The organism is Paraeggerthella hominis, from assembly GCF_021044775.1.
Classification (GTDB): Bacteria; Actinomycetota; Coriobacteriia; order Coriobacteriales; family Eggerthellaceae; genus Paraeggerthella; species Paraeggerthella hominis.
The window spans coordinates 78,029-100,005 of sequence record NZ_JAJNOQ010000001.1; the positions used below are offsets into that span (position 1 = coordinate 78,029).

A 21,977-nucleotide genomic window follows, 5' to 3' on the forward strand; every position below is an offset into this window, starting at 1 on the left:
TAGGCCGTATCAGTAACCTGCCTCCTTGGTTGTCCCTTCTCTGCATGGTTTCGGCACATAAAGGAGGAACAACCATGCAGATCAGCGTGTCGTCCACCCTGACCCTCTATCATGACGGCCGGTTTTGGGTGGGGATCGTCGAACGGATTGAGGACGACAGGTTCCAAGCCGCTCGCATCGTATTCGGGGCGGAGCCGTCGGATGAGGAGGTCCTGCGATTCGTGGTGGCGCGGTGGGGAAGCCTGTCGTTTTGCGGCGACGCGGAGGCGGCCGTTCCGAGGCTTGCCGAGAACCCGAAGCGCCGGCAGCGGGAGGTGTCTAAAGCCCTCGGTCGGGCTGTCACGAGCACGAAGGCGCAGCAGGCGCTCGCGGAGCAGCGCGAGTCGCGCAAGCAGGAGTGCGCGGCCCTACGAAAACAGAAGCGCGAGGAGTCGCGACGCATCCGCTTTCAGCAGCGTCAGGAGAAGTTCAAGAAGAAGAGGCGGGGGCACTGATTCGGACGGGACGGCCTTTGCCTGGAGAAGCTTGTTGCTTCCGGGGCGGAATGGCGTACCTGCAAAGTTCTCGATGCATCAGCTTCCCTGTAGCTCGTCTTGAGCGATCCGTAAACGGAAAGGATGCCCGAAAGCGCCGGGCATCCTTTCCGAGAGCCTTTCCTTTCAAGATGACTAGCGAGTCCTGGTTCCGAACGCCGCGTTTGTGACGGACGCCGCATAGGAGGTTGTCGTAGCAACGCAGCAAAGCGCCCCCGCGATCAACGCGACCGAGGTGAACCCGATCGCCGGCATCAAGATTGCAACATCGGTGAAGAGGGTGACGGCTGCGACGGCTATCCTGCTCCACGTAGGGCCTTGCGTCGCCGTTGCCGCAATATTTCGGACACGGGGCGAAGCCTGCGACCCCGAAAGGCTCGGGGCCGCCAATGGTTCCGAGGTGGGTCATGTCGCCGATATGCACCTTGGACACGGGGGCTGCTTGGGCATTGAGGTACGCGCCGAGCTACTGAGATTCCGGCTGAGTCTTGTCTATGGCGAGGAGCATGTCCTTCAGTCGCATTCTTCCTGCTCGATGAAGCCTTCGTAGGGGTAGCGGTGGTCAATAATCTTCTAATTGCGGATGATATAGTCGTCGTTGTCTCATTGAGACTCGCAGTCTGGCGAAAACTCGTGGATGTCGTAGGAAAGCCCGTCTGTCCTGAAGAAGTTGCATACGATCTGTGTGAGGTGAGCCCATCCGTAGCCGTCGGATTCTGGGGAGTGGAAGCCGTGCGGCTCGCAATATTCCAGAAACGTCTCTACGCTGTCGCGCCCACCGTCCAATGCGGGTGCAGTGCAAGGTCTTACTTCTCGGTGACGATGGTTGCCCGGCTGCCTATGATGCGAACCCTTTTTCATGAGCCTCTCGCTGGTGCAGATTCGCTTGTTTCGACATGCCTGCCGTACGGCATGCGGTTCGCGGGGCGGTCACCTTCGCAAAGGGCCGAGCCGTCGCGCTCGGAATGACCTCTTCTTTCTTGCCCGCGAGGCACCTTCTAGTATGGATTCTCGAGAATAAGGACATGCAAGAGCATCCTGAGCCAAGAGGAGGCGCTCATCTTCACTATGCTCGCATAAAGCCGGTCGAGCAATGCGCATGAACCAGCTTGATGCAGGTGGCACGCGACGACGCAGGCAGCAGCAGTGAAAGCGCACTGGCACAAGCTCATGCCGAAGAAGACCAATTCGGCGTAGTCGCGTATCTCGCGGTTGATTTTGACTTTCAAAACGAAGTCTCCTATTCGGTTGTAGGTTCAAAAGATGCGAATAGTGCCGAATTTGTATGGTGTATAGATGTCATTCGGCATCATCTTGGCATCGGTGGTGTAATGGCCCCTAAAAGGAAAGGGGGCGCGGCATGACCATCGCAACGAAACCGACGACGGTTCGCATTGACGAGAACCTCAAGGCCCAGGCGAACGAGATTCTCGGATCAGTCGGGCTGAGCTACAACGCCTACGTCGTCATGGCGACGCGCCAGCTGGTGAACCAGCGCAGGATCCCCTTTGAGATCGTCCCGGCGGTCGGGATCCCGAACGAGGAGACCCGCCGCGCCCTGGTCGCCGCGGAGGCGAAGGAGCTCGGCCTCATTTCCGACGATGCCCCGGCCTTCGCCGACGTCGACGGACTCATGGCGTTCCTCGAAGAGGAGTAGCCTGTGTACGAGATCAAGGTCGAGTCGGCCTTCAAAGTGGACTACGCCTGCGTCATGAGACGGCACCCCCGCTTGCGGGGCGAGTTCGCGGCGGCGGTGTCGGAGCTCATGAGGATCGGCGCGGCGCCGGATGAGTGCGGCCCGCACGAGCTCAGCAATCCCGGCGGGAACTGCAACGGGCATATCGACTTTCACCTCTCGGACGGCATGGTCGACGTGGCGATGCTCTGCGTGCCCCATAAGACGAACCCGGCATGAACAACATGTAGGCCCCAATTTTGCTATTCCAAATTGGGGCCTACTGATTTCGTAGAAGCGGGAACCTTTCGATGACACCGAAAGGTCGCCACGTAGAAAGAGCTAGATCGAAAGGTACAGTTTAACCTGCGCCAACCTTCTCTATGCTATCCGATTTGTACTATTCCTGTGCAATAGTGTTCGCCTCGCAACGTACGTCTCTTCGGTCTTTAGAGAAGACCGAAGAGACTCTCCTAGTGTTCGTCGCTTTCAAATGAAACGAAAAATTTGCTAGAAAGGTCACTAACTCCTAGTTTTCGTTTCTCAATTTCGTATGCAACACGCTGTGCTCTTTCGATAGGCAGATGGCTTTCAGCGTCATGGATCAGGAGCCGCGCTTCCTCTTTAAGAAGATCTAAATTTTCAGGAGTAAGCACTTTTAGATTCTTGGCGCTTGCGTTGCGGTCGGCTTTTGAATTTGGATGAACGGATACTGCAAGTATCTCGATATCTGGGTATTTTTGCTTCAACCAATCATGCGCAGTTCTTAGTTGTCCGGCCTCCTTTTTTCGTAGCGGCGTATCATCCTTTTTGTCGTTCTTTGCTTCCAATACAAAGCCTGCGTTTTCTTTTTTTGACAACCAGTAGACATCCGATCCAACACCGTTGACATCTGCTTTCGCAGACTCAAATCCGAGGAAGAGACCAAGCTGCATCAGCGCTTCTTCGAAGGCCTTGCTGTTGGCGGAAAACAAAAGATCGGCAACCGCCGCGTCAAAATTTTGATTTGCGCTAACGTTTCCGCTGTCAGCAATTGCTGTGCATATCTTATCTGCCCGGTCAATAGCCCAGCTTGATATCTCATCGCTAGCATGAAAGGGGATATAGGGGATAGCATTATTTAACGAATGCGCCCTTTGCAGCAGGGTAGATGCGCTATCTGGGTCACTGCCGTCAAGCGCAATACGAGACGCAAGATAAAGAAGCCAGCCTTGGTAAGAAGGGTCACCGTTAAAGCTATTTACCTTCTCTTCGAGCTTGCGACAGGCGTCACCATTGTGGTTCTCAACCCATTGTGCAAACGCCCTTCTTTCGGCGCATGCCGCCTGAAACGATGGGCCAAATCGGTTTATGGTCTCTTCAGATACATGCTTGGCCAGCTTGCTTGCGTGAAATTTCTTCCAGCTTTCATCAGAATTAACGTCCTGGTTCATGGCCTCGCAGTAGTCGAGGGGAGTGATCAGGCCTTCGCTAATTACATCGCCAATCTCCAGTTGCGCCGTTAGCGCTGACGACATGAACTTCCTGTTTCTTTTTCGTCTCATCCACTCGATCAGGTCTTCTCCTTCAAGGAGGACTATGCAATGATCGCTAGCTCCTCTAACGCCCCTTCCGAGACCTTGCTCGATTCGCTGCGCCACTCTTTGTGCCATTAGATTGCTTTCGGAAAGATAAATCGACATCAACGCGTCGACGTCATCTGTGCCTGACGGGAGGCCATGTAAAACAAGTATTCGGCAAGCATCACCGGGCAGATCTATTCCATTGTATCGATTGGCAAAAGACACCGGTGAGGACATGCGCTTAGATTTAAGGGCTTCTACGGCCTCGCTAACTTCTTCATGCCCTATCGGTTCGGAAAAGCTTATCCCGGTCCATTCACTCTTTATGTTCTGTCGAGAAGTAAGACATACGATTCCCTGTTTGGCGCTAATCTCACTTTCAATAAAGTTTAGAAACTCACTGCTGCGAGCAATTTCTGTAGGCAGATTCAGAATCATTCGTCTTCCCACGCCGGCCACTGTTTTCGGGGCGATGATGTTGCTCTCTTCCAGACCTCGCAGGTCATAAGCTCGAACCATGTCCCCGTAGTCCGTTATCGTTGCAGACATGTAAATACGACGGCGTGCACGTTGGAAACAGGGAGTCATTTCGAGCATCGGGTAAAGAGCGGCTATTGTGATATGAGTACGACTTGCAATCGCTTGACAATACCTTAAATTGTCTTTAATTAAGGGCCACTTAAAAATCAAGTCTTTTGAAAATGCACTGTCATCCTCGCTTCTTTTGCGGCATTCTTGTCGAATGAGAGAAGACACCCTCTCGATGGCGGCAGTCCAATACTGGATGGGGATTTCCACTACGCCGCTCCCTACTCCCTCCTGAAAATCTTGATAAGTTGTCGACCTGTTCATGGCGTTAAAAGCCTCTTTAAATTCACCGAGTATCTTTTTGTAGAGAGGAGACGCTCCCTCGGCTGGAATAGAAAGTGAGAAGGCTTTTTTAATGGCATTGAGCGATGCGTGTGCGTCGTCTATCACGATGCCACCTAATTGTTGGATTTCGTACGCACCTCGAGTGCCAAAAACGCTCTTTCCGTTAAAAAGTACTTGATAAGAGCTAACGAGGATTGAATTGCCGTTGTCGAAATCTGCATCGACGGACATGCGACCGCAATACGCTCTGGCGGGAATACCCAAATCGACCGCCTGATCTACGACTTGATCCGCCAACTGTTTGTTTTCCACCAAATAGAGAACACCTTCTCCGGTCTCCCTCATTGTGGAAAGGGCCATAAGAAGGCCAACTAGTGTTTTACCTCCACCAGTATTCAACTCAACGACAATATCTCTTTCGTCGCGAAGGTCGTTAAACCACTTCTGCAGTATTTCCGCTTGCACATGGTATAAGTTGTCGATTTGACCCGATTTTGGAAGCTCTTCAAAAATATCTATCGGGTTAGTTGTGATATAAGTCGTATCGCGGCTCATCAGAGCATTGAAATCAACCATGCTGCGGTACCTCCCCAGTAAATTTCCTCAAACTGATGATAGCCTTCAGCGTGGCCTGCGTCAGTTTTGACGAATTTTACCATGCTTGAAATGTATCAAAGTATCTCGCGACAAGTTAGAATATCATTTATAAGACAATTAATGATATAAAGTGTGCGTTGCGTTTGAATGAGCTCAGCTAGGTTCCCGGCTTCTTCATCAGAAAGGTTTGTGTCTCCTTCGAGCTCGGTAAGGAATGTTCGGGTATTGTGGATGTTGACAGGTTTGCACGTCGGGTGATTGCGGGAGAGCTCAGCAATGGGGACGCATGTAGGAGCCAGATGCTGTCTTAAGGAGCCTGCGGAAGCCGCTCCGGGAGGCAGATGCGGCTTCCGTAATTTGCATGAGAACAAGTAGCGCAAGAACCCCGCCCGTCAGCATGATGGGCGGGGTTCTTGCTGTCTGCGGGTCGCCTGTCCTGGCACCCACTAGGGTTCCCTTTGCCACGAGGTGCGCCCATGCAAAACGCTCCCCGGTTCTTCCATGGAAGAATTCGTGGAAGAAAAAACCCGGAAGGAGCGTTTTCTTGTGGTTTCTTGTGGTGTACCAAAAGGGCTAATACACCACTATTGACCTGCGGAAATGATGTGTTTTGGAGGGTAGTGCGGAGGAGTGATTTTTGGGCTAAATCACTCCCACTCAATCGTCCCGATCGGTTTCGGGGTCAGGTCGTAGCACACGCGGCAGATGCCGGGGACCTCGGCCAGAATCCGCGCGGTGATCTTCTTGAGCAGCGACCAATCCAGCTCCGGAACCTCGGCGGTCATGGCATCCACCGTGTTGACCGCGCGGATGATCGCCGGCCACTCGAAGGCGCGCACGCCGTCGCGCACGCCGGTTGCGCGGAAATCGGGAACCGTTACGAAGTACTGCCACACCTTGCCTTCCAGGCCAGCCGCTGCGAACTCGTCGCGCAGGATGGCGTCGGCTTCGCGCAGCGCCTCCAGGCGATCGCGCGTGATGGCGCCCAGGCAGCGCACGCCCAAGCCGGGGCCGGGGAACGGCTGGCGCTCGACCATGCCTTCGGGCAGTCCCAGCTCGCGGCCGATGACGCGCACTTCGTCCTTGTACAGCAGCTTGACGGGCTCGCACAGCTCGAACTGCAGATCGTCGGGAAGGCCGCCCACGTTGTGGTGCGCCTTCACGCCGTCGGACTCCAGGATATCGGGGTAGATGGTGCCCTGCGCCAGGAAGCTCACCTCGTCGCCCACCTTGCGTGCCTCTTCCTCGAACACGCGGATGAACTCGGCGCCGATGATCTTGCGCTTGGCCTCGGGTTCTTCCACGCCGTCGAGAAGCGACAGGAAGCGATCGGTCGCGTCCACGTACACCAGGTTCGCATCCAACTGATTCTGGAACACGTCGACGACCTGCTCGCTTTCGCCCTTGCGCATGAGGCCGTGGTTCACGTGCACGCAGATGAGCTGCTTGCCGATAGCCTTGATCAAAAGCGCCGCCACGACCGACGAATCCACGCCGCCGGACAGGGCCAGCAGCACCTTCTGGTCGCCGACCTGCGCCTGAATGGCCTCCACCTGCTCGTCGATGAACGCCTTTGCCAGTTCGGGCGTGGTGATGCGCTCCATGTCGTCGGGACGCTTGTTGGGATCCATGCGGTCTCCTTTTTCTCGTCGGTAAGCCGGGCGCACAGCCGCAGCCTTGGTTTCACTGGTGAGATTATAGCGGACGAACGGACGTCGAGAAACGGCGCTTTGGCGCAGCGCGCGCTGAAAAGCTCATTCTAAACGAAATCTTCGTTCAGAATCTTGCTGCTTGGCGAAGTTCGCGCCGCGTTCCCGGTTGCGCGTCCGATGCGTCCGTTCCGCTTGAGCCGATCGCGCAAGCGGGGCAGGGTGCCCGACGCGCGCCGGCTTCAACGGCGTGATGCGATGAGACGGTCGATGCGCTGGATAACGGGGTAGCCCACCAGCACTCCGGCAACAGAGCCGATGACGATGGCGGGCCAAGAACTCGGCGAAAGCGCCAGCAGGTTCAAACCGCATGCCGCAATCGCGCCAACCAAGCATGCCCGCTTGAGCGGCATGTGCTGCCAGAGAGCATTGACCAAAAGGAAGGCGAGCCCTGCGGAGGCAAGAGACTGGGAAACGGCGCGCACGGGATCTTCGGCGCCGGGCTGAACGAGCGCGGAGAAGGCGAACCATCCGGCCACGAGCGCCCAGCGCAGAACGACTATGACGCACCGGGCAAGGTTGCGCTTCGCGGGAGGCTCGTTGTCTTCGAGGGCGTTCATGGCTTCATGCTACCTTGGGGAAGGCGGCTTCGTGATCTCGAATGAAAGCCGCATCCGTTTCGTTACCGGTAAGGAGTAGGACTCTCGTCCTACTCCTTCCTCCAGAGCCCCGATTCCTTGTACAGCTCCTCCACCTTGTTGCGCGCCCAAGGCGTCTTGCGCAGGAAGTTGAGCGAGCTTTTAAGGTTCGGGTTGTTGCTGAAGCAGTTGATGTGGATGCGTCGGGCAAGCTCGTTCCAGCCGTACTCGTCCACCAGCTCTTCGAGCATTGTCTTGAGCGTGATGCCGTGCAGCGGGTCGTTGGGATGCTCGCGCATCTTTGGGTTGTCGGAGGCCATGGGTCGTCCTTCTCGTATTCGGTTTCGCAAGGTTCCATAGTACAAGAAAGGTCGCCCGCGCCAAAGCGCGAGCAACCTTTCGAATCAACGCGATAGGGAAAGCGCCTAGCGCTTCATGCTTCCCACGTTCATGGCGCGCATGGCGTTCAGGATGGCAAGAACCGCCACGCCTACGTCGGCGAATACGGCCAGCCACATGTTGGCGAAGCCTATCGCAGCCAGGATCAGCACAAGGAACTTCACGCCCAGGGCGAACACGATGTTCTGCCGCACGATCCTCATGGTCTTGCGCGCAAGGCGTATGGCTTGCGCGATGCTCGACGGCTTGTCGTCCATGAGCACCACGTCGGCGGCTTCGATGGCAGCGTCGGATCCCATGGCTCCCATGGCGATGCCGATGTCGGCGCGCGTGAGCACCGGCGCGTCGTTGATGCCGTCGCCCACGAACGCCAGCTTGCCCCGTCCTCGACCGTGCGCGTGCGTGCGGTCGAGCAGCTTCTCCACCTCGGCCACCTTGTCTTGGGGAAGCAGCTGTGCTCGGTACTCGTCGATTCCCAGCTTGCTGGCCACGGCGGCGGCTACGTCGGCGCGATCGCCCGTGAGCATGACGGTTTCGCGTACGCCAGCCGCGCGCAGATCGGCGACAGCTTGGGCGGCGTCGGGCTTGACGACGTCGGCTATGACGATGTGGCCGATATAGCTTCCGTCCAGCGACACGTGCAGGATGGTCCCCGTCAAGTCGCATTCGCGGAAGTCTACGCCGCACGAGCTCATGAGCTTGTCGTTTCCAACGTACACCACGTGCTCGTCGATGGTCGCGCGCACTCCGTGACCGCTTTGCTCTTCCGTATCCGCGATGCGCTGCCGATCAAGAGTCCCGCTGTATGCCTTCTTGACGGAAAGCGCAATGGGGTGGTCGGAGTACGCTTCGGCATGCGCTGCGATGGACAGCAGGCGGTCGGGGTCGATGTCGGCTTGCGGGTGCACGGCTACGACGTTGAACGATCCGTCGGTCAGCGTTCCCGTTTTGTCGAACACGACGGTTTCCGCGGATGCGAGCGCCTCCAGGTAGTTGCTGCCCTTCACCAAGATGCCCAGGCGCGACGCCCCGCCGATGCCGCCGAAAAACGAAAGCGGGACCGATATGACAAGCGCGCACGGGCATGACACGACCAGGAATACCAGGCCGCGCTGCACCCAGTCCGACCAGCTTGCGCCCGTGAGAAGCGGTGGAGCTACAGCCAGGAGCGCCGCGATGATCACCACGGCGGGCGTGTAATAGCGCGCGAATCGGGTGATGAAGTTCTCGGTGCGCGCTTTCTTCTCGGCCGCGTTCTCCACCAGTTCCAGAATGCGCGACACGGTGGACTCGCCGAACGGCTTGCTCACGCGCACGACCAGCTTGCCCGATAGGTTGACGCATCCCGAAATGATCTCGTCGCCGCTTTGCACCTCGCGCGGCACCGATTCTCCGGTAAGCGCCGCGGTGTCAAGCTGGCTTCGGCCGTCGACCACCACGCCGTCGAGCGGCACGCGCTCGCCAGGCTTGATCACGATCTCGTCGCCGACATTCACTTCGTAGGGGTCCACCTGCGCAAGCGAGCCGTCGCGTTCGATGTTCGCGTAATCGGGGGCGATGTCCATCATGTCGGCGATCGACTTGCGGCTCTTTCCTACCGCGTAGCTTTGGAACAGTTCTCCCACCTGGTAGAACAGCATAACGGCCGCGCCTTCGGCCATGTGCGGGTCGCTGTCGGGAAATAGCACGAGCGCGAACGCTCCAATGGTCGCCACCGTCATGAGGAAGTTCTCATCGAACACCTGCCCGCGCCCGATGTTCTTGGCTGCGCGCAGCAGCACGTCGTAGCCGGCGATGAGGTAGGGGACAAGGAACAGGATGAACTCGATCCAAAGGGCGTTCGTTTCGCTGCCGAGCCAGGTGGCTAGCGGAAGCGTTTCGATGGCAGCGTAGACGAGGACGAACAGCACGATGGCTGCAACGATGCGGTTCCTTGTCCGTCTCTGCTTTTTGTTCATAGGGTCCTTCTTTTCGCGTTTCGGGGCGCACGATGCCCGGCGTCGATCGGCGCCGTGGTGCACCTGGGTTGTCTGGAGGGGCTAGCGCACGATCACGCAGTCAGGTTCGTACTTGCTGCAGATGCGCTGGGCTTCGGCAAGGACGGCATCGAAGCGACCTTCGTCTGCTTCGATCACCAGCTTGGAGGTCATGAAGCTGATCGTGGCGCTTTGCACGCCGTCGATTTCCTTGATTCCGTTTTCCATTTTAGCGGCGCAGTTCGCGCATTCGAGGTCTTGGAGTTTGAACGCTTTGCGCATGTCGCTGTCCTTTCGTTCTTGGTTCGGCTTTATTCGCAGATATGGGTCATGCCTTGGGCGAGCATCGTGTGCACGTGATCGTCCGAAAGCGAGTAGATGACGTTCTTGCCGTCGCGCTGGAATTTCACCAGCCGCGCCTGCTTGAGCGTGCGCAGCTGATGCGACACCGCGCTGTGCGTGGCGCCGATCGCGTCGGCGATGTCCGCCACGCACAGTTCCTGGCCCATGAGGGCGTACAGGATCTTGATGCGGGTGGTGTCGCCGAATACCTTGAACAGGTCGGCCAGGTCGTAGAGCAGTTCCTCGTCGGGCATGCAGTCAAGCGTGGCGTCGATTGCATGTTCGGCATTGCCGCAGGCGCAGCCTCCGTCGTGGGAGCTGGCAAGATGCGGAGCTTCTTCCGTGGACATGGTAACCTCTTTTCATGTGAACAACTGTTCATAAGTATACGGACGCATGCGAGGCTGTCAAGCGTTCGTGAAGCAATCTGCAAAACTCGTCCGTTCTTTTCCGGTAACGGCAGCGGCGAGCGGGCTGCAAGCGTCTCGCAAGATGCGGTATCATGGCGGCGACCAAGGACAAGAGAGAAGGAGCTCGCATGGCATTCGAAGAGATCGACGTCGCTCAGCTGCAGATGAACCCGTTCACCATGATCGGCGACCAATGGATGCTCGTGACCGCAGGTGACGAGCGCGGGTGCAACACGATGACTGCAAGTTGGGGCGGTTTCGGCGTGCTGTGGGGGATGAACGCGGCGACCGTCTACCTGCGTCCTCAGCGCTACACCAAAGAGTTCGTCGATGCCAACGACCGCTTCACGCTGTCGTTTCTGGGCGAGGAGCATCGCAAGGCGCTTGCGTACTGCGGCAAGGTGTCGGGACGCGATCAAGCCGACAAGCTTGCACGCGCCGGGTTGTCGCCCTACTACGTAGATGGCACGACGGGCATTCAAGAGGCTGATCTGGTGCTCGTGTGCCGCAAGCTCTACGCTGCGGACATGCCGCCCGAGAACTTCATCGCGAAGGAGAACGATGGGCGTTGGTATTCCCAGCACGACTACCATTGCATGTACGTCGCGCAGGTTGAGCGCGCCCTTGCCAAGCGTTGACGCCGCCGCGCTCCTCTGACGTCCGTTGCGCTGCCGTGAACGTGTGCAGAACGTGGACGAGGCGGTTCAGTGCGCTTTTTGTTGTGAATACAACGGAATAGAGCATAGCATCCTGGTACGATCGGCGAAGGCTAGACGGATTGTGCATGAGGAGAAAGATGCTGCCATGATAAGACGAGTTATCCATATAGACGAAGCGGCCTGCAATGGCTGCGGAATATGCGTGAGCGCTTGCCACGAGGGCGCCATCGGCCTTGTGGACGGGAAGGCCCGCCTGTTGCGCGACGATTACTGCGACGGTCTGGGCGACTGTCTGCCGGCGTGCCCTACGGGCGCCATCACGTTCGTCGAGCGCGAGGCGGCCCCGTACGATGAAGCGGCCGTCAAAGCGCGGATGTCCGCCGCATCCGCAGGCGGCCGGTCGGGCGGATGCCCGGGGTCGCTCTCTCGGTTCTTCGCAGCCGAGGAGCCTGCTCCGGTTCGGCCTGCGTCGCAGCAGCCCGACGTCGCGCTTGAGGCCGATGCGTCCTCGACGCCCCCTTCGCAGCTGGCTCAATGGCCGGTCGAGATCAAGCTCGTGCCGGTTCGCGCGCCCTATTTCGAGGGGGCTCACGTGCTGGTGGCAGCGGATTGCACGGCCTTCGCTTACGCTGATTTCCATCGAAGGTTCATGCGCGGCCGTACCACGGTTATCGGGTGTCCGAAGCTCGACGCCGTGGATTACACCGAGAAGCTGGCTGCCATATTCGCTGGCAACGACATCGCGTCGGTGACCGTTGCGCGCATGGAGGTGCCGTGCTGCGGCGGAATCGAGCATGCGGCGCGCGCGGCGCTGGAGCTCAGCGGCAAGGACGTGCCGTTCGAGGTCGTAACCGTGTCGGTGCGCGGAGAGCTGCTGTAGCGATCGACGTTCTTGCCGCGCGCGGCGCCGGTTCGTGCTATCGTTCGTCTGCGACGAAAGGTGAAGCATGAAGGCTGGCGCGCGCGGTGACGGGACGTCTAGAGGAAAACGGTTGGGAATTGCCGGCGGGTCGGGCGGTTCTCCCATTGCGCGCGGGCATGCGGTTGCGCTCGTCACGGTGCTTATATGGGCGGTCACCTTCGTTTCGACGAAGGTGCTGCTGGAGCATTTCGCGCCTGTGGAAATCCTTTTCTTCCGCTTCGTCATGGGCTTTTTAGCGCTTGTTGCCCTAAGGCCCCGACGGTTGTCGGTTCGCGGTTTCGCCGAGGAGCGCTGGTTTATCGCGGCCGGCGCTACGGGCGTCATGCTGTATTACCTGTTGGAGAATATTGCGCTCACATTCGTCACGGCATCGATCGTCGGCGTCGTGGTGGCGGCAGCACCCCTGTTCACCGGTTTGCTTTCGGCGGCGGTTTTCAAGGAACGGTTGCACGCGCCCTTCTTCTTCGGCTTCTTGGTGGCCATGGCGGGCGTGTGCTTGGTCAGTTTCGGCGGCGCGGAGGCGCTTCCGGCGGATGCCGGAGCGAGGGCAGGGCTAGGGGAGGTTGTCGTAGGCGTGGCGCTTGCCCTTGCGGCCGCCGCTACATGGGCGGTTTACTCCCTGGTGTCGAAGAAGATCTCGACGTTTGGATACGACAGCGTGTTGGCAACGCGCCGGACGTTCGCCTGGGGCTTGGCGCTTATGGTGCCGACGCTGCCCCTGTTGGGCTTTTCGCCCGACTGGCCTGCGCTCCTTTTGCCGCAATCCTGGGCGAACCTGGCGTTTCTGGGCTTAGGGGCGAGCGCTTTATGTTTCGTGACTTGGAACGTTGCGGTGCGCGAATTGGGGCCGGTGCGCACGAGCCTCTACATCTACCTGGTGCCGGCGTTGACCGTCATGGCGTCGGCGGTCGTACTGGGGGACCCGTTGACGCCGCCTGTTCTGGTGGGCGTCCTTCTTACGGTGGCAGGGCTTTTCCTGTCCGAGCGGGGAAAGTGAGGCCGCTTGCGAGATCCTTGCGTCTGGTCGGGAGGTTCGCCGGAGTTCTGAGCTTCGTCTGCGCGTTGGAGCGGCTCGAGCAAGCTCAGTCTTCGGGCTTTGCGCGCAGGGGCACCTGGCTTCGATCGGCCAGGTCGGCGTATCGTCCGTCCAGCCATCGAGCCGCTTCCTGCGTATTCAGCACGAGCGGCATGCGGTTGTGCACGTCCGCCACGCATGCGCACGGCTTCGCGGTCACAAGGGCGAAGCGACCTTTTTCGTGAACTGCCGCAAGGAAAAGCGGCTCCCCGTCGGCGCGCTCGAACGCGTACTGGCGCTTCGCGCTTTTCCCCGTCGTCTTGTCGAGGGCGGTTTCGCTTCGGTGGGTTTCGAAGAACGCACGCACGGCGACGATGCACCTTCGTCGGGCAGCGGCGTCCGCCCACATGCCATCTTGGCTTTCGAGGATCGATTCGATGCGCGCGTTGTACACGGTGCCCGACGAGGCCCAAGGAGCATCGAATCCCCAGACCATATCGGCGACGGCAAGCTGCGAGCCCCGACCTGTTGCCGCAATCACCGCAACGGTGGACGAGGGGTACGCTTCCGCTGCATCGACGGGGCGGGAGAGGTGCTGGCGATACGTTTCGAGCGCATCGAGCATGCTGAGGTCGATGCGCTCCCGCGCAAGCTCCGCTGCGATGGACTCGGCGGCTTTCATGATGTCTGCGCGCTTGAGCGTGGCGAATCGGTGGCACATGGCTGCTCCTTGGCGGGTCAAGCTTTCCGGGCGATGGCTGGCTTTACGCCTCGGCTTCCAGCTTGAACTTGCCGTGCTCGCGGTGGACCTTGAAGGGGTAGACGATGAGCTCGAGTCCCAGCAACAGCAGATGATGCTCGATATTGGCGAAGGGGTTGAGGATCAAAAGCACCGCCAGCACCAGCTGGAACACGCATAGGCCGAGCGGCAGAAGGTAGGGTTCTTTCGCTTTGATGGACGCTATGATCTGGTCGAACTCGCCGCCTGCTTTGTACAGGCCCAGCAAACCCCAGATGATTCCGATGAACATGGTGGACTTCGAGCCATGGACGATGGTCGTCATTCCCAGAATGCACAGCACGATGGCGGTCCCCACGCTGCTCTGCGCGGCATCGACGTTTCGCTCGCGCGCCACCGTGACGATGCTGCCCGCGCCCGAAAGGACCATGGGCACGCCGAGAAAATAGGGCAGCACCTCTTCGGCGATATCGGGAAACAGCAGGCATCCGACGCCCACCAAGGGAATGAGCAGCATGGAGACGATGGCCACGCGCGCGCTCGGGCGGCTTTTCTTGATGTCTTGCACGGACTGCACGGTCGACATGGGTCCAGCTCCTTTCGAAGGTGGTCGAGCATTGTATCACGAGCCTTCCGACGGTGGCGCGCATCGTTGAGGATTCGAGAAGTTCATCGTAAGCGCCGGTCTCCGGCATCTTGGCGGATAGGGAGCCCGGGGCGTTTGCGTACGATTCAGCACTGCCGTGCGACGTATTCCGAAATTTCCCATAAGAGTGCTTGACAATACCCCGTGCGGGTATATACTTCGCGTAATCGCATGCCCCCTGGGGGTATGTGCAGAATGGATGCGCCTTCGAGAAAGGACCGTCATGGCAACCGATAAGCGCAACGGCGAAACAAGCGCGCCCGCCGCCGGTTCGTGCTGCTGCCGTCATAAGGACACGCCGCGCTCGGCTGAGTTGCAGGATGACTTGCAAAAGCGGCTCAATCGCGTGATAGGCCAGCTCAACGGCGTGAAATCAATGATCGACGACAACCGTTACTGCGGTGACGTGCTCACGCAGCTTGCGGCGGCGGAAAGCGCCGTGCACAGCGTTTCGGCCATTATGCTGCGCAATCACCTGGAAACATGCGTGGTCGAGCAAATCGAGCGCGGCAACACGGAAGTTATCGACGAGGTCATGCAGCTGCTGAAGAAGTTCTCGCGTTAGCGCGCAGGACCGACGCGCAGGGCCGCTGCGAACGCCTGACGCGAACGGCTGTCGTGAACATCCGCTGCGAAAGGCCGGCGCGCAGGGTCGTTGTCGCCCGAAACGTACGGAAAATAACTCGAAAGCGTACGTTTCGGGCGACAATAGGTTCTGTCTCCGCTTCCGCCGAGTCCCTCACGCGGCGCTTCGGCGCCCTGTGTTCACGGAGCGTCGGGTTGCAAGGCGGGCGTTTCGGCATGTGCCGGAAAGGAATGCAAGATGAAGCAAACATTTGACGTGACGGGCATGACCTGTGCGGCATGCTCGGCGCGGGTGGAGAAAGCCGCCCGGACGGTGGACGGCGTGCAGGGCGTGTCGGTCAACCTGCTTAAAAACAGTATGGACGTGACCTACGCCGACGGTGCATCGGCTTCGGACGCTGCCGCCGAAGTGAGCGCCGCCGTGGAAAAGGCCGGATACGGCGCTTTTCCACGCGTCGAGCAAGGCGGAGCTTCGGGCGGTAGTCGGGCTCGCGCCGCCCAGGCGAGCCCCGTTGTCGACGCAGCCGCCGAAGCTGCGCACGTGAGGATGCGCCTGGCCGTGTCGACGGCGTTCACGGTCCCGCTGTTCTACCTGAGCATGGGGCACATGTTCGGTTGGCCGTTGCCGGCGTTTCTGCTCGGCGAGGCGAACGTCATCCCGTTCGCGCTCACACAGTTCCTCTTGCTGCTCCCCGTGGCGTTCGTGAACTTCAAGTTCTTCCGCGTGGGGTTCAAGGCGCTTTTTCACGGTGCTCCGAACATGGACTCGCTCATAGCGCTGGGCTCGACCGCTTCGGCGGGGTACGGCGTGTACGCTCTGTATAAAATGGGGTACGCGCTGGGCGCAGGGGACCTGCACGCGGCGCATGCGGCGTCCATGGACCTGTACTTCGAGTCTGCGGCCATGATCCTGACCCTCATCACGCTGGGCAAGTACTTCGAGGCGCGCGCGAAAGGCAGGACCACCGATGCCATCGCGAAGCTCATGGATCTGGCTCCCAAGGAGGCCGTGCGCCTGACGGACGGGCGCGAGGAGCGCGTGCCGGTGGAAGAGCTGCGCGTGGGCGACGTGCTGGCGGTCAAAGCGGGCGAAGGCGTGCCTGTGGACGGCGTTGTGCTCGAGGGCGCGGGAACGGTGGACGAGTCCGTCATCACGGGGGAGAGCGTTCCGGTTGAGAAGCGGCCGGGAGACGCCGTGACCGGCGGCGCCATAAACCGAACGGGCTGGTTTTCCATGCGCGCGGACCGCGTGGGCGACGACACCGTGCTTTCCGGCATCATTCGCCTGGTGGACGAGGCCACGTCCACGAAAGCCCCTATCGAGAAGATAGCCGACCGAATATCGGGCGTGTTCGTTCCCGTGGTCATCGTGATCGCCGTGGCGACGTTCGCTGCGTGGACGGCGTTGGGATCTCCGCTCGAAACCGCGCTCTCGCATGCCGTTACGGTGCTGGTGATCTCGTGCCCGTGTGCGCTGGGCTTGGCAACTCCCACGGCTATCATGGTGGGCACGGGCCGTGGCGCGCAGCGCGGCATCCTGGTTAAATCGGCGGAGGCTCTTGAGACCGCCCATGACGTGAAAACCGTCGTGCTGGACAAGACGGGCACCGTCACGCGCGGCGAACCGAGCGTGACCGACGCGCTGTGCGTGCCGGATTCCGGCCTTGACGATCTGGCTCGGCTTGCGCTGTCCATCGAGGGTCGCTCGGAGCATCCGCTGGCTTTGGCCGTTGTCGCATGGGCCGAGCGGCGCGGCGTCCAACGTCTTGCCGTGGAAGAGTTCGCGCAGGTGCCGGGCGGGGGCCTGACGGCCGTCGTGGACGGCAGGCCTGCGTCGGCCGGCAACGATCGGCTCATGCGCGAGCAGGGCGTGGACGTTTCCTCTTTGGAGGCTGACGCGCAGCGTTTCGCCGACGCGGGCAAAACGCCGCTCTTCTTCGCATGGGGCGGTCGGCTTGCGGGGGTTTTGGCGGTTGCCGATACCGTGAAGCCTACGAGCGCGGCGGCGCTGGCCGAGTTGCGGGCCATGGGCATTCGCACGGTCATGTTGACCGGCGACAACGAGCGCACCGCTGCGGCCATTCAACGCGAAGTGGGAGCCGACCAGGTCATTGCCGGGGTGCTTCCGGATGGAAAAGAGCGCGAGATCCGGCGCTTAGCCCGCCAGGGAAAGGTTGCCATGGTGGGCGACGGCATCAACGACGCGCCCGCTCTTGCGCGCGCCGATGTCGGGATAGCTATCGGAGCCGGTACGGACATCGCTATCGAGAGCGCCGACGTGGTGCTCATGAAAAGCGACGTGCTCGACGTGCCCGCAACCATTCAGCTTTCGCGTGCCACGCTGCGCAACATCAAGCAGAACCTGTTCTGGGCGCTTGTCTACAACACGGTCTGCATTCCCGTGGCGGCCGGTGCGTTCGCGTTCGCCGGTATCAACCTCAATCCCATGATCGCGGCGGCGGCTATGAGCATGAGCTCGGTGTGCGTGGTGGCGAACGCCCTTCGGCTGCGCAGGTGGGAGCCGCGCTTCAGTCGGACGGCAACGGCGGTGGCCCGGCAGGCTGCCGATCAGCAAAGCGAATCGGGCGGCGTCGAGGCGCCCGAAAGAAAGGAGACAGCCATGGAAAGAACCTTGCATGTGGAGGGCATGATGTGCCCGCATTGCGTCGCGCACGTGAAGAAGGCCCTCGAAGGGGTGGACGGCGTTGAAGAGGCGATCGTGGATCTGGAGGCAAAGACCGCTGTGGCGAAACTCGGGAGGGACGTGCCCGTCGAGGATCTTGCCGCCGCCGTGGTCGATGCCGGATACGAGGTGACGAAGGTCGATTAGCATTGCGGGAAGGGAGCCGCCGTTTGCAAGGCTCCCTTCCCGCGTTAGCAGCCTACGATGATCTCGCGCAGCGCGCTGATCAATTTCTCGTTGTCTTCGCGCGTGCGCACGGCCACGCAGAAGTAGCGGCCGTCTTCAAGGCCCGGCGTGCTTTCCAGCTTGCGAATCAGGAAGCCGGCAAGCTGCAGTCTGCTGGCAAGCTCTTCGGCGCTTGCGACGCCTAAAGTCATGTCCGCTCCTGCATCGAAGGTGCACATGACGTAGTTCGCTTCCGCCGGGAAAATGTCGATACCGGGAATCAGGTTGAGCATGCACTGAAGCCAGGGAATCTCGGAATCCAGGAACTCGCGGGTGCGCTCCAGGTGCCCTACTTCGGTCAGGGTCAGCTCGCCGAGCACTTCGGCGAACATCGGAACCGCGGAGCTGTCGTAGAAGCGCGCGATCTGCGCGATGGTGTCGGGGTGCGCTATGCAGTAGCTGATGGGCACGCCCGGCATGGCGAAGGGCTCGCAGAAGGAGCGAACCACCACCAGGTTGCGATGTTCGGACGTGAGCTCGACCATGCTCTCGCCGCCGAGCGTAAGCTCGATGGATCGTTCGTCCACCACCACCCACGTGCATGCCTCCAGGTACGACAGCAGCGTCGGCTGCGGCAAGAGGCGGCTGGTGGGGTAGCCCGGGTTTGCCAGCACGGCGGCGTCGAAGTAGATGCCGTGCCGTTCGGCTGCGGCGGGATCGGGAATGACGAATCCTGCCGGGCTGGTTATCTCGACCACGCGATGCCCGGCGTTTCCCGCCGCCAGCGCATACTCGGCCGGTCCCGGCACGGTGACGCCGACCGTGCACGGCTGGTAGGTTTGGGCAACCGCCCGAACCATGTCGCCGACGGTCGATCCCACGAGAAACGATGCCACGGGCAGCCCGAACCTGCGCGCGAGCACGCTGCGCAGCGTATGAGCCTCGCGGTCGGGCGGATAGTTCAGCTGTCCGGCGGCAAGCGCCGCTTCCATAGCTCGTATGAACGTAGGGGGAGTGCCCAAGGGGTTCGCCGTGCCCGAAAAGTCTATCCAGTTCATTTCGGTGCGTAACTCGTAGGGCGGAGAGAGCAGCTGCTCGGGAAGCGCGGTCACGCAGTCGCGTACGCACCCGCGCGCGACGGTTTCATGCAGCGCCATCGTCCCTCCTTTCCGACTGTCGTCAACGAACCGCAAATGGACTCGACGTCGAAATCCAGGTGAGCGTTTGAAGCGGGCGTTCGAATGCGGTCGCATCCATGCCTTCCTTAAGAGGCAGGGAATGAACATCCTAGCACAAGTTCCATACGCGCGCATCGGACATGGTAGACTAATTGCGATCATGAATCTCTCGGGCGAACATACCGATTCGGCTTGCAGCGGCGACCAAGGCGCCTCGATGCTGTTGGCCCCCTGGGAAGGCCCTGCCATCCTTCTGGTCGATCTGGACGCGTTCTTCGCTTCGGTCGAGCAGCTGGACCATCCCGCCTGGCGCGGCAAGCCCGTTATCGTGGGCGGCGACCCCGACAAGCACGGCGTGGTGTCCACCGCATCCTACGAGGCCCGGCCGTTCGGCGTGCGCAGCGCCATGCCCTCGTCAACGGCGAAGCGCCTGTGCCCGCATGCTATCTGGACGCGCGGGCATTTCGATCGCTATCGGGCGGTCTCCAATCAGATCATGGACATCCTGAAGGCCGAAACCCCTCGCGTGCAGCAGGTGAGCATCGACGAGGCGTTCATGGACGTGACGCCGACCGCCGTCAACTGCGAGCACCCGGTGCTCGTGGCGCAGCGCATCCAGACGCGCGTGGAAAAGCTTGGCGTGACCTGCTCGATTGGCGTTGGAACCTCCAAGACAGTGGCGAAGATCGCTTCCGACATGGATAAGCCGCGCGGCTTGACCGTGGTGTATCCGGGAAGCGAGCGGGACTTCCTGGCGCCGTTGCCTGTTCGGGTCATGAGCGGCATCGGGGCCGCGGCCGAGGAGAAGCTGCGCTCGCGCGGCATCGTCACGCTCGGGCAGCTGGCCGCAGCCGACGAGGCCATGCTGGTAAGGATGCTGGGCAAAAACGGTCGCGTCATGCACATCCGCTCGCTCGGCGGAGATGATGCGCCGGTCGAGCAGGACGATGCGGTGAAGTCGGTGTCCAACGAAATGACGTTCGCGCACGATCTGGTCGATCGGCAGGACGTGGAAGCGGCCATCGCCACCATGGCTGCCAAAGTGGGTCGTCGCTTACGTCGCAAAGGGCTTGTCGGACGCACGGTTGGCCTACGGGTCAAATTCGACGATCGGAGCGTGCGCTCGGTTCAGCGGCAGCTGTCGAACCCCTCCGACGACGAGCTGGCCTACACGCCGATCCTGTACCGCATGGTGGACGAAGTGTGGCGTCCGGGCATGCCGGTTCGCTTGATCGGCGTTGCGATGACCGGGTTCGACGCCGATGCCGCCGTGCAGGAGAGCTTGTTCGACCTGTCCGAGGCCGCGCCGTCGGACGACGATGCCGCGCCCGTCATCAAAGACGAGGGCAAGCGCCGGGGCCTTCTTGACGCCACCGATCTTGTGCGCAACCGGTTCGGCGAATCGGCCGTGCGGTTCGGGCATGAGCTGCGCAACGAGAAGAACACCACCGGCTCGTCAAGCAAGAACATCGCGGACTACAAGTAGAAGCGCATCCGAAGCGCTGCGTCGAGGAAGGGCGGACGTAGCGGGCGGGTTCTCGTTGAAAAGCGGGCGAACGAAAAAGGCCGGCGGGGCGTCCCGTCGGCCTTTTGGCAGGTTGCGTTTCGCGAGGGGCTAGCGCGTGTCAGCCAAGAAGAACAGCGCCATCGTGCCCGGCCCGGAGTGCGCGCCGATCACCGGATCGACGTAGTTGATGACCACGTCGCGCACGCCGAAGCGCTCTTTGACCTGCGCGGCGACGTACTCCGCATCCTCCAGGCAGTCGCCGTGCGTGATGAACACCATCTGGTCCTCGATGGGCTTGATGGCCGTTTTCTCCATGTGGTCGACCAGGGCGTTGAGCGATTTCTTGCGCCCGCGCACCTTCTCCATAGGCACCAGATGCCCGTCGTCGTCCACGTGCATGACCGGCTTGATGTTGAGCATCGTGCCCGCCCAGGCGCTCGTTTTCGACACGCGCCCGCCGCGGAACAAGAACATGAGGTCGTCCACCGTGAACCAGTGGGCAAGCTTCAGCTTGTTGGCTTCGACCCAATCCCTGACTTCTTCGATGGCGGCGCCTGTGCGAGCGCGCTGCACCGCGTGCCACACCAGCAGGCCTTCGCCGCCGGAGGCCGCCAGCGTGTCCACGGAGAGCACCGTGCGGTCGGGGAACTCGCCGGCAAGCTGGCCCACCAGAAGCTCCACGGCTTCGTACGTGCCGGACAGGCCGCTCGAGAATCCCAGGTACAGGACGTCGCGACCCTGCTCCAGCAAGCCGCGCATCAGCTGCTCGGTGTCGGCCAGGTTCGGCAGGGAAGTTTTGAACACCTTCCCCTCGCGCATCATGGTGTAGAACTGCGATAGGTCGGTGTGCTCGCCCTTGAGGTAGCTTTGGTACACTTCGTCCTCGCCGTCGACCATGAAGGTGAGGGGCAGGACGTGCAAGCCGAAATCGTCGATCATCTCTTCGACGAGGTTGCTGCTTGAATCGGTGACGATTTCGAAGTTCATCGACATAGTCGCTTCCTTCCTGAAAAGCCAAGCGAACGGCATGTTCGGAAACAAAAGCCGCTCGCTTTGAATTGCAAACACAAGAAGTATACCGGTTCGCGCGCTTTCCTATGTCGCAATTTTGAAAAGTGCGATCGAACTCGCCGTATCCTGCCTTGCTTCCACTATACTATAGCGGTTTGCAACGATTGAAACGCGCGGCGGGCCGCAGGGGATTCTTCGGGTCCGCGCGCCGCA

General features: G+C 60.4%; 21 protein-coding genes. 10 read left to right on the forward strand and 11 right to left on the reverse strand.

The window, feature by feature from the left end; all coding sequences use genetic code 11:
- Positions 1-74: 74 nt before the first annotated feature.
- The 4 genes from LQE90_RS00310 to LQE90_RS00325 all read left to right on the forward strand — a co-directional run bounded on the left by LQE90_RS00310 (position 75) and on the right by LQE90_RS00325 (position 2,448).
- Entirely contained in the window at positions 75-494 is a 420-nt protein-coding gene (locus tag LQE90_RS00310; protein ID WP_216528465.1) for a YjdF family protein, read from the forward strand.
- Positions 495-1,642: 1,148 nt separating this feature from the next.
- Positions 1,643-1,897, forward strand: coding sequence for a hypothetical protein (locus LQE90_RS00315; protein ID WP_216528466.1), 255 nt, complete (start codon positions 1,643-1,645; stop codon positions 1,895-1,897).
- On the forward strand, positions 1,894-2,190 hold the full coding sequence (locus LQE90_RS00320) for a type II toxin-antitoxin system RelB/DinJ family antitoxin (RefSeq protein WP_216528467.1): 297 nt from the start codon (positions 1,894-1,896) through the stop codon (positions 2,188-2,190). The genes LQE90_RS00315 and LQE90_RS00320 overlap by 4 nt, the downstream gene beginning before the upstream one ends.
- 3 nt (positions 2,191-2,193) lie before the next feature.
- Entirely contained in the window at positions 2,194-2,448 is a 255-nt protein-coding gene (locus tag LQE90_RS00325) for a type II toxin-antitoxin system RelE/ParE family toxin (RefSeq protein WP_216528468.1), read from the forward strand.
- A gap of 233 nt (positions 2,449-2,681) precedes the next feature.
- Here LQE90_RS00325 and LQE90_RS00330 read toward each other — a convergent pair whose 3' ends face one another.
- The 7 genes from LQE90_RS00330 to LQE90_RS00360 form a co-directional block, all read right to left on the reverse strand.
- Entirely contained in the window at positions 2,682-5,219 is a 2,538-nt protein-coding gene (locus tag LQE90_RS00330) for a DEAD/DEAH box helicase (protein WP_216528469.1), read from the reverse strand.
- A 668-nt stretch (positions 5,220-5,887) separates the two neighbouring features.
- Positions 5,888-6,871, reverse strand: coding sequence for a glutamine-hydrolyzing GMP synthase (guaA, locus tag LQE90_RS00335; RefSeq protein WP_216528470.1), 984 nt, complete (start codon positions 6,869-6,871; stop codon positions 5,888-5,890).
- Between the two features lie 260 nt (positions 6,872-7,131).
- The gene (locus LQE90_RS00340) at positions 7,132-7,509 is read right to left on the reverse strand and encodes a hypothetical protein (RefSeq protein ID WP_216528471.1); all 378 of its coding nucleotides are present in this window, start codon (positions 7,507-7,509) and stop codon (positions 7,132-7,134) included.
- Positions 7,510-7,598: 89 nt separating this feature from the next.
- Positions 7,599-7,847 (reverse strand): VF530 family protein, encoded by a 249-nt coding sequence (locus tag LQE90_RS00345; RefSeq protein WP_216528472.1) that lies wholly within the window; start codon positions 7,845-7,847, stop codon positions 7,599-7,601.
- A gap of 105 nt (positions 7,848-7,952) precedes the next feature.
- A complete protein-coding gene (locus LQE90_RS00350) occupies positions 7,953-9,884 on the reverse strand; it encodes a heavy metal translocating P-type ATPase (RefSeq protein ID WP_216528473.1) in 1,932 nt (643 codons plus the stop codon).
- 81 nt (positions 9,885-9,965) lie between these two features.
- On the reverse strand, positions 9,966-10,184 hold the full coding sequence (locus tag LQE90_RS00355; protein WP_114566043.1) for a cation transporter: 219 nt from the start codon (positions 10,182-10,184) through the stop codon (positions 9,966-9,968).
- A gap of 29 nt (positions 10,185-10,213) precedes the next feature.
- On the reverse strand, positions 10,214-10,594 hold the full coding sequence (locus LQE90_RS00360) for an ArsR/SmtB family transcription factor (RefSeq protein WP_114566044.1): 381 nt from the start codon (positions 10,592-10,594) through the stop codon (positions 10,214-10,216).
- A gap of 188 nt (positions 10,595-10,782) precedes the next feature.
- On the opposite strand from LQE90_RS00360, the gene LQE90_RS00365 reads away from it, so the two are divergent.
- From LQE90_RS00365 to LQE90_RS00375, 3 genes are all read left to right on the forward strand, one after another.
- Positions 10,783-11,292, forward strand: a complete 510-nt coding sequence (locus tag LQE90_RS00365) for a flavin reductase family protein (RefSeq protein ID WP_216528474.1) — start codon at positions 10,783-10,785, stop codon at positions 11,290-11,292.
- Between the two features lie 166 nt (positions 11,293-11,458).
- A complete protein-coding gene (locus LQE90_RS00370; RefSeq protein ID WP_114566046.1) occupies positions 11,459-12,193 on the forward strand; it encodes an ATP-binding protein in 735 nt (244 codons plus the stop codon).
- 67 nt (positions 12,194-12,260) lie between these two features.
- Positions 12,261-13,232 (forward strand): DMT family transporter, encoded by a 972-nt coding sequence (locus LQE90_RS00375; protein WP_216528475.1) that lies wholly within the window; start codon positions 12,261-12,263, stop codon positions 13,230-13,232.
- 85 nt (positions 13,233-13,317) lie between these two features.
- On the opposite strand, the gene LQE90_RS00380 is transcribed toward LQE90_RS00375, so the two are convergent.
- Both LQE90_RS00380 and LQE90_RS00385 read right to left on the reverse strand, forming a co-directional pair.
- Positions 13,318-13,971, reverse strand: a complete 654-nt coding sequence (locus tag LQE90_RS00380; RefSeq protein WP_216528476.1) for an SOS response-associated peptidase family protein — start codon at positions 13,969-13,971, stop codon at positions 13,318-13,320.
- Positions 13,972-14,014: 43 nt separating this feature from the next.
- Complete coding sequence (locus LQE90_RS00385) at positions 14,015-14,575, reverse strand: hypothetical protein (protein ID WP_114566049.1); 561 nt, start codon at positions 14,573-14,575, stop codon at positions 14,015-14,017.
- 283 nt (positions 14,576-14,858) lie between these two features.
- Between LQE90_RS00385 and LQE90_RS00390 the strand changes: the two genes are divergently transcribed.
- Positions 14,859-15,200: a metal-sensing transcriptional repressor gene (locus tag LQE90_RS00390; RefSeq protein ID WP_216528477.1), complete on the forward strand. Its 342-nt coding sequence runs from the start codon at positions 14,859-14,861 to the stop codon at positions 15,198-15,200.
- A gap of 258 nt (positions 15,201-15,458) precedes the next feature.
- Positions 15,459-18,050 carry a heavy metal translocating P-type ATPase gene (locus tag LQE90_RS00395; protein ID WP_216528478.1) on the forward strand — a complete coding sequence of 864 codons (2,592 nt, stop codon included), beginning with the start codon at positions 15,459-15,461 and terminating at the stop codon, positions 18,048-18,050.
- A 44-nt stretch (positions 18,051-18,094) separates the two neighbouring features.
- Here the strand turns inward: LQE90_RS00395 and LQE90_RS00400 are convergent, their stop codons facing one another.
- On the reverse strand, positions 18,095-19,225 hold the full coding sequence (locus LQE90_RS00400; protein ID WP_114566052.1) for a pyridoxal phosphate-dependent aminotransferase: 1,131 nt from the start codon (positions 19,223-19,225) through the stop codon (positions 18,095-18,097).
- A 238-nt stretch (positions 19,226-19,463) separates the two neighbouring features.
- On the opposite strand from LQE90_RS00400, the gene dinB reads away from it, so the two are divergent.
- A complete protein-coding gene (gene dinB / locus LQE90_RS00405; protein ID WP_216528479.1) occupies positions 19,464-20,732 on the forward strand; it encodes a DNA polymerase IV in 1,269 nt (422 codons plus the stop codon).
- 129 nt (positions 20,733-20,861) lie between these two features.
- On the opposite strand, the gene LQE90_RS00410 is transcribed toward dinB, so the two are convergent.
- Positions 20,862-21,746, reverse strand: a complete 885-nt coding sequence (locus LQE90_RS00410; RefSeq protein ID WP_114566053.1) for a DegV family protein — start codon at positions 21,744-21,746, stop codon at positions 20,862-20,864.
- Between the last annotated feature and the right edge of the window lie 231 nt (positions 21,747-21,977).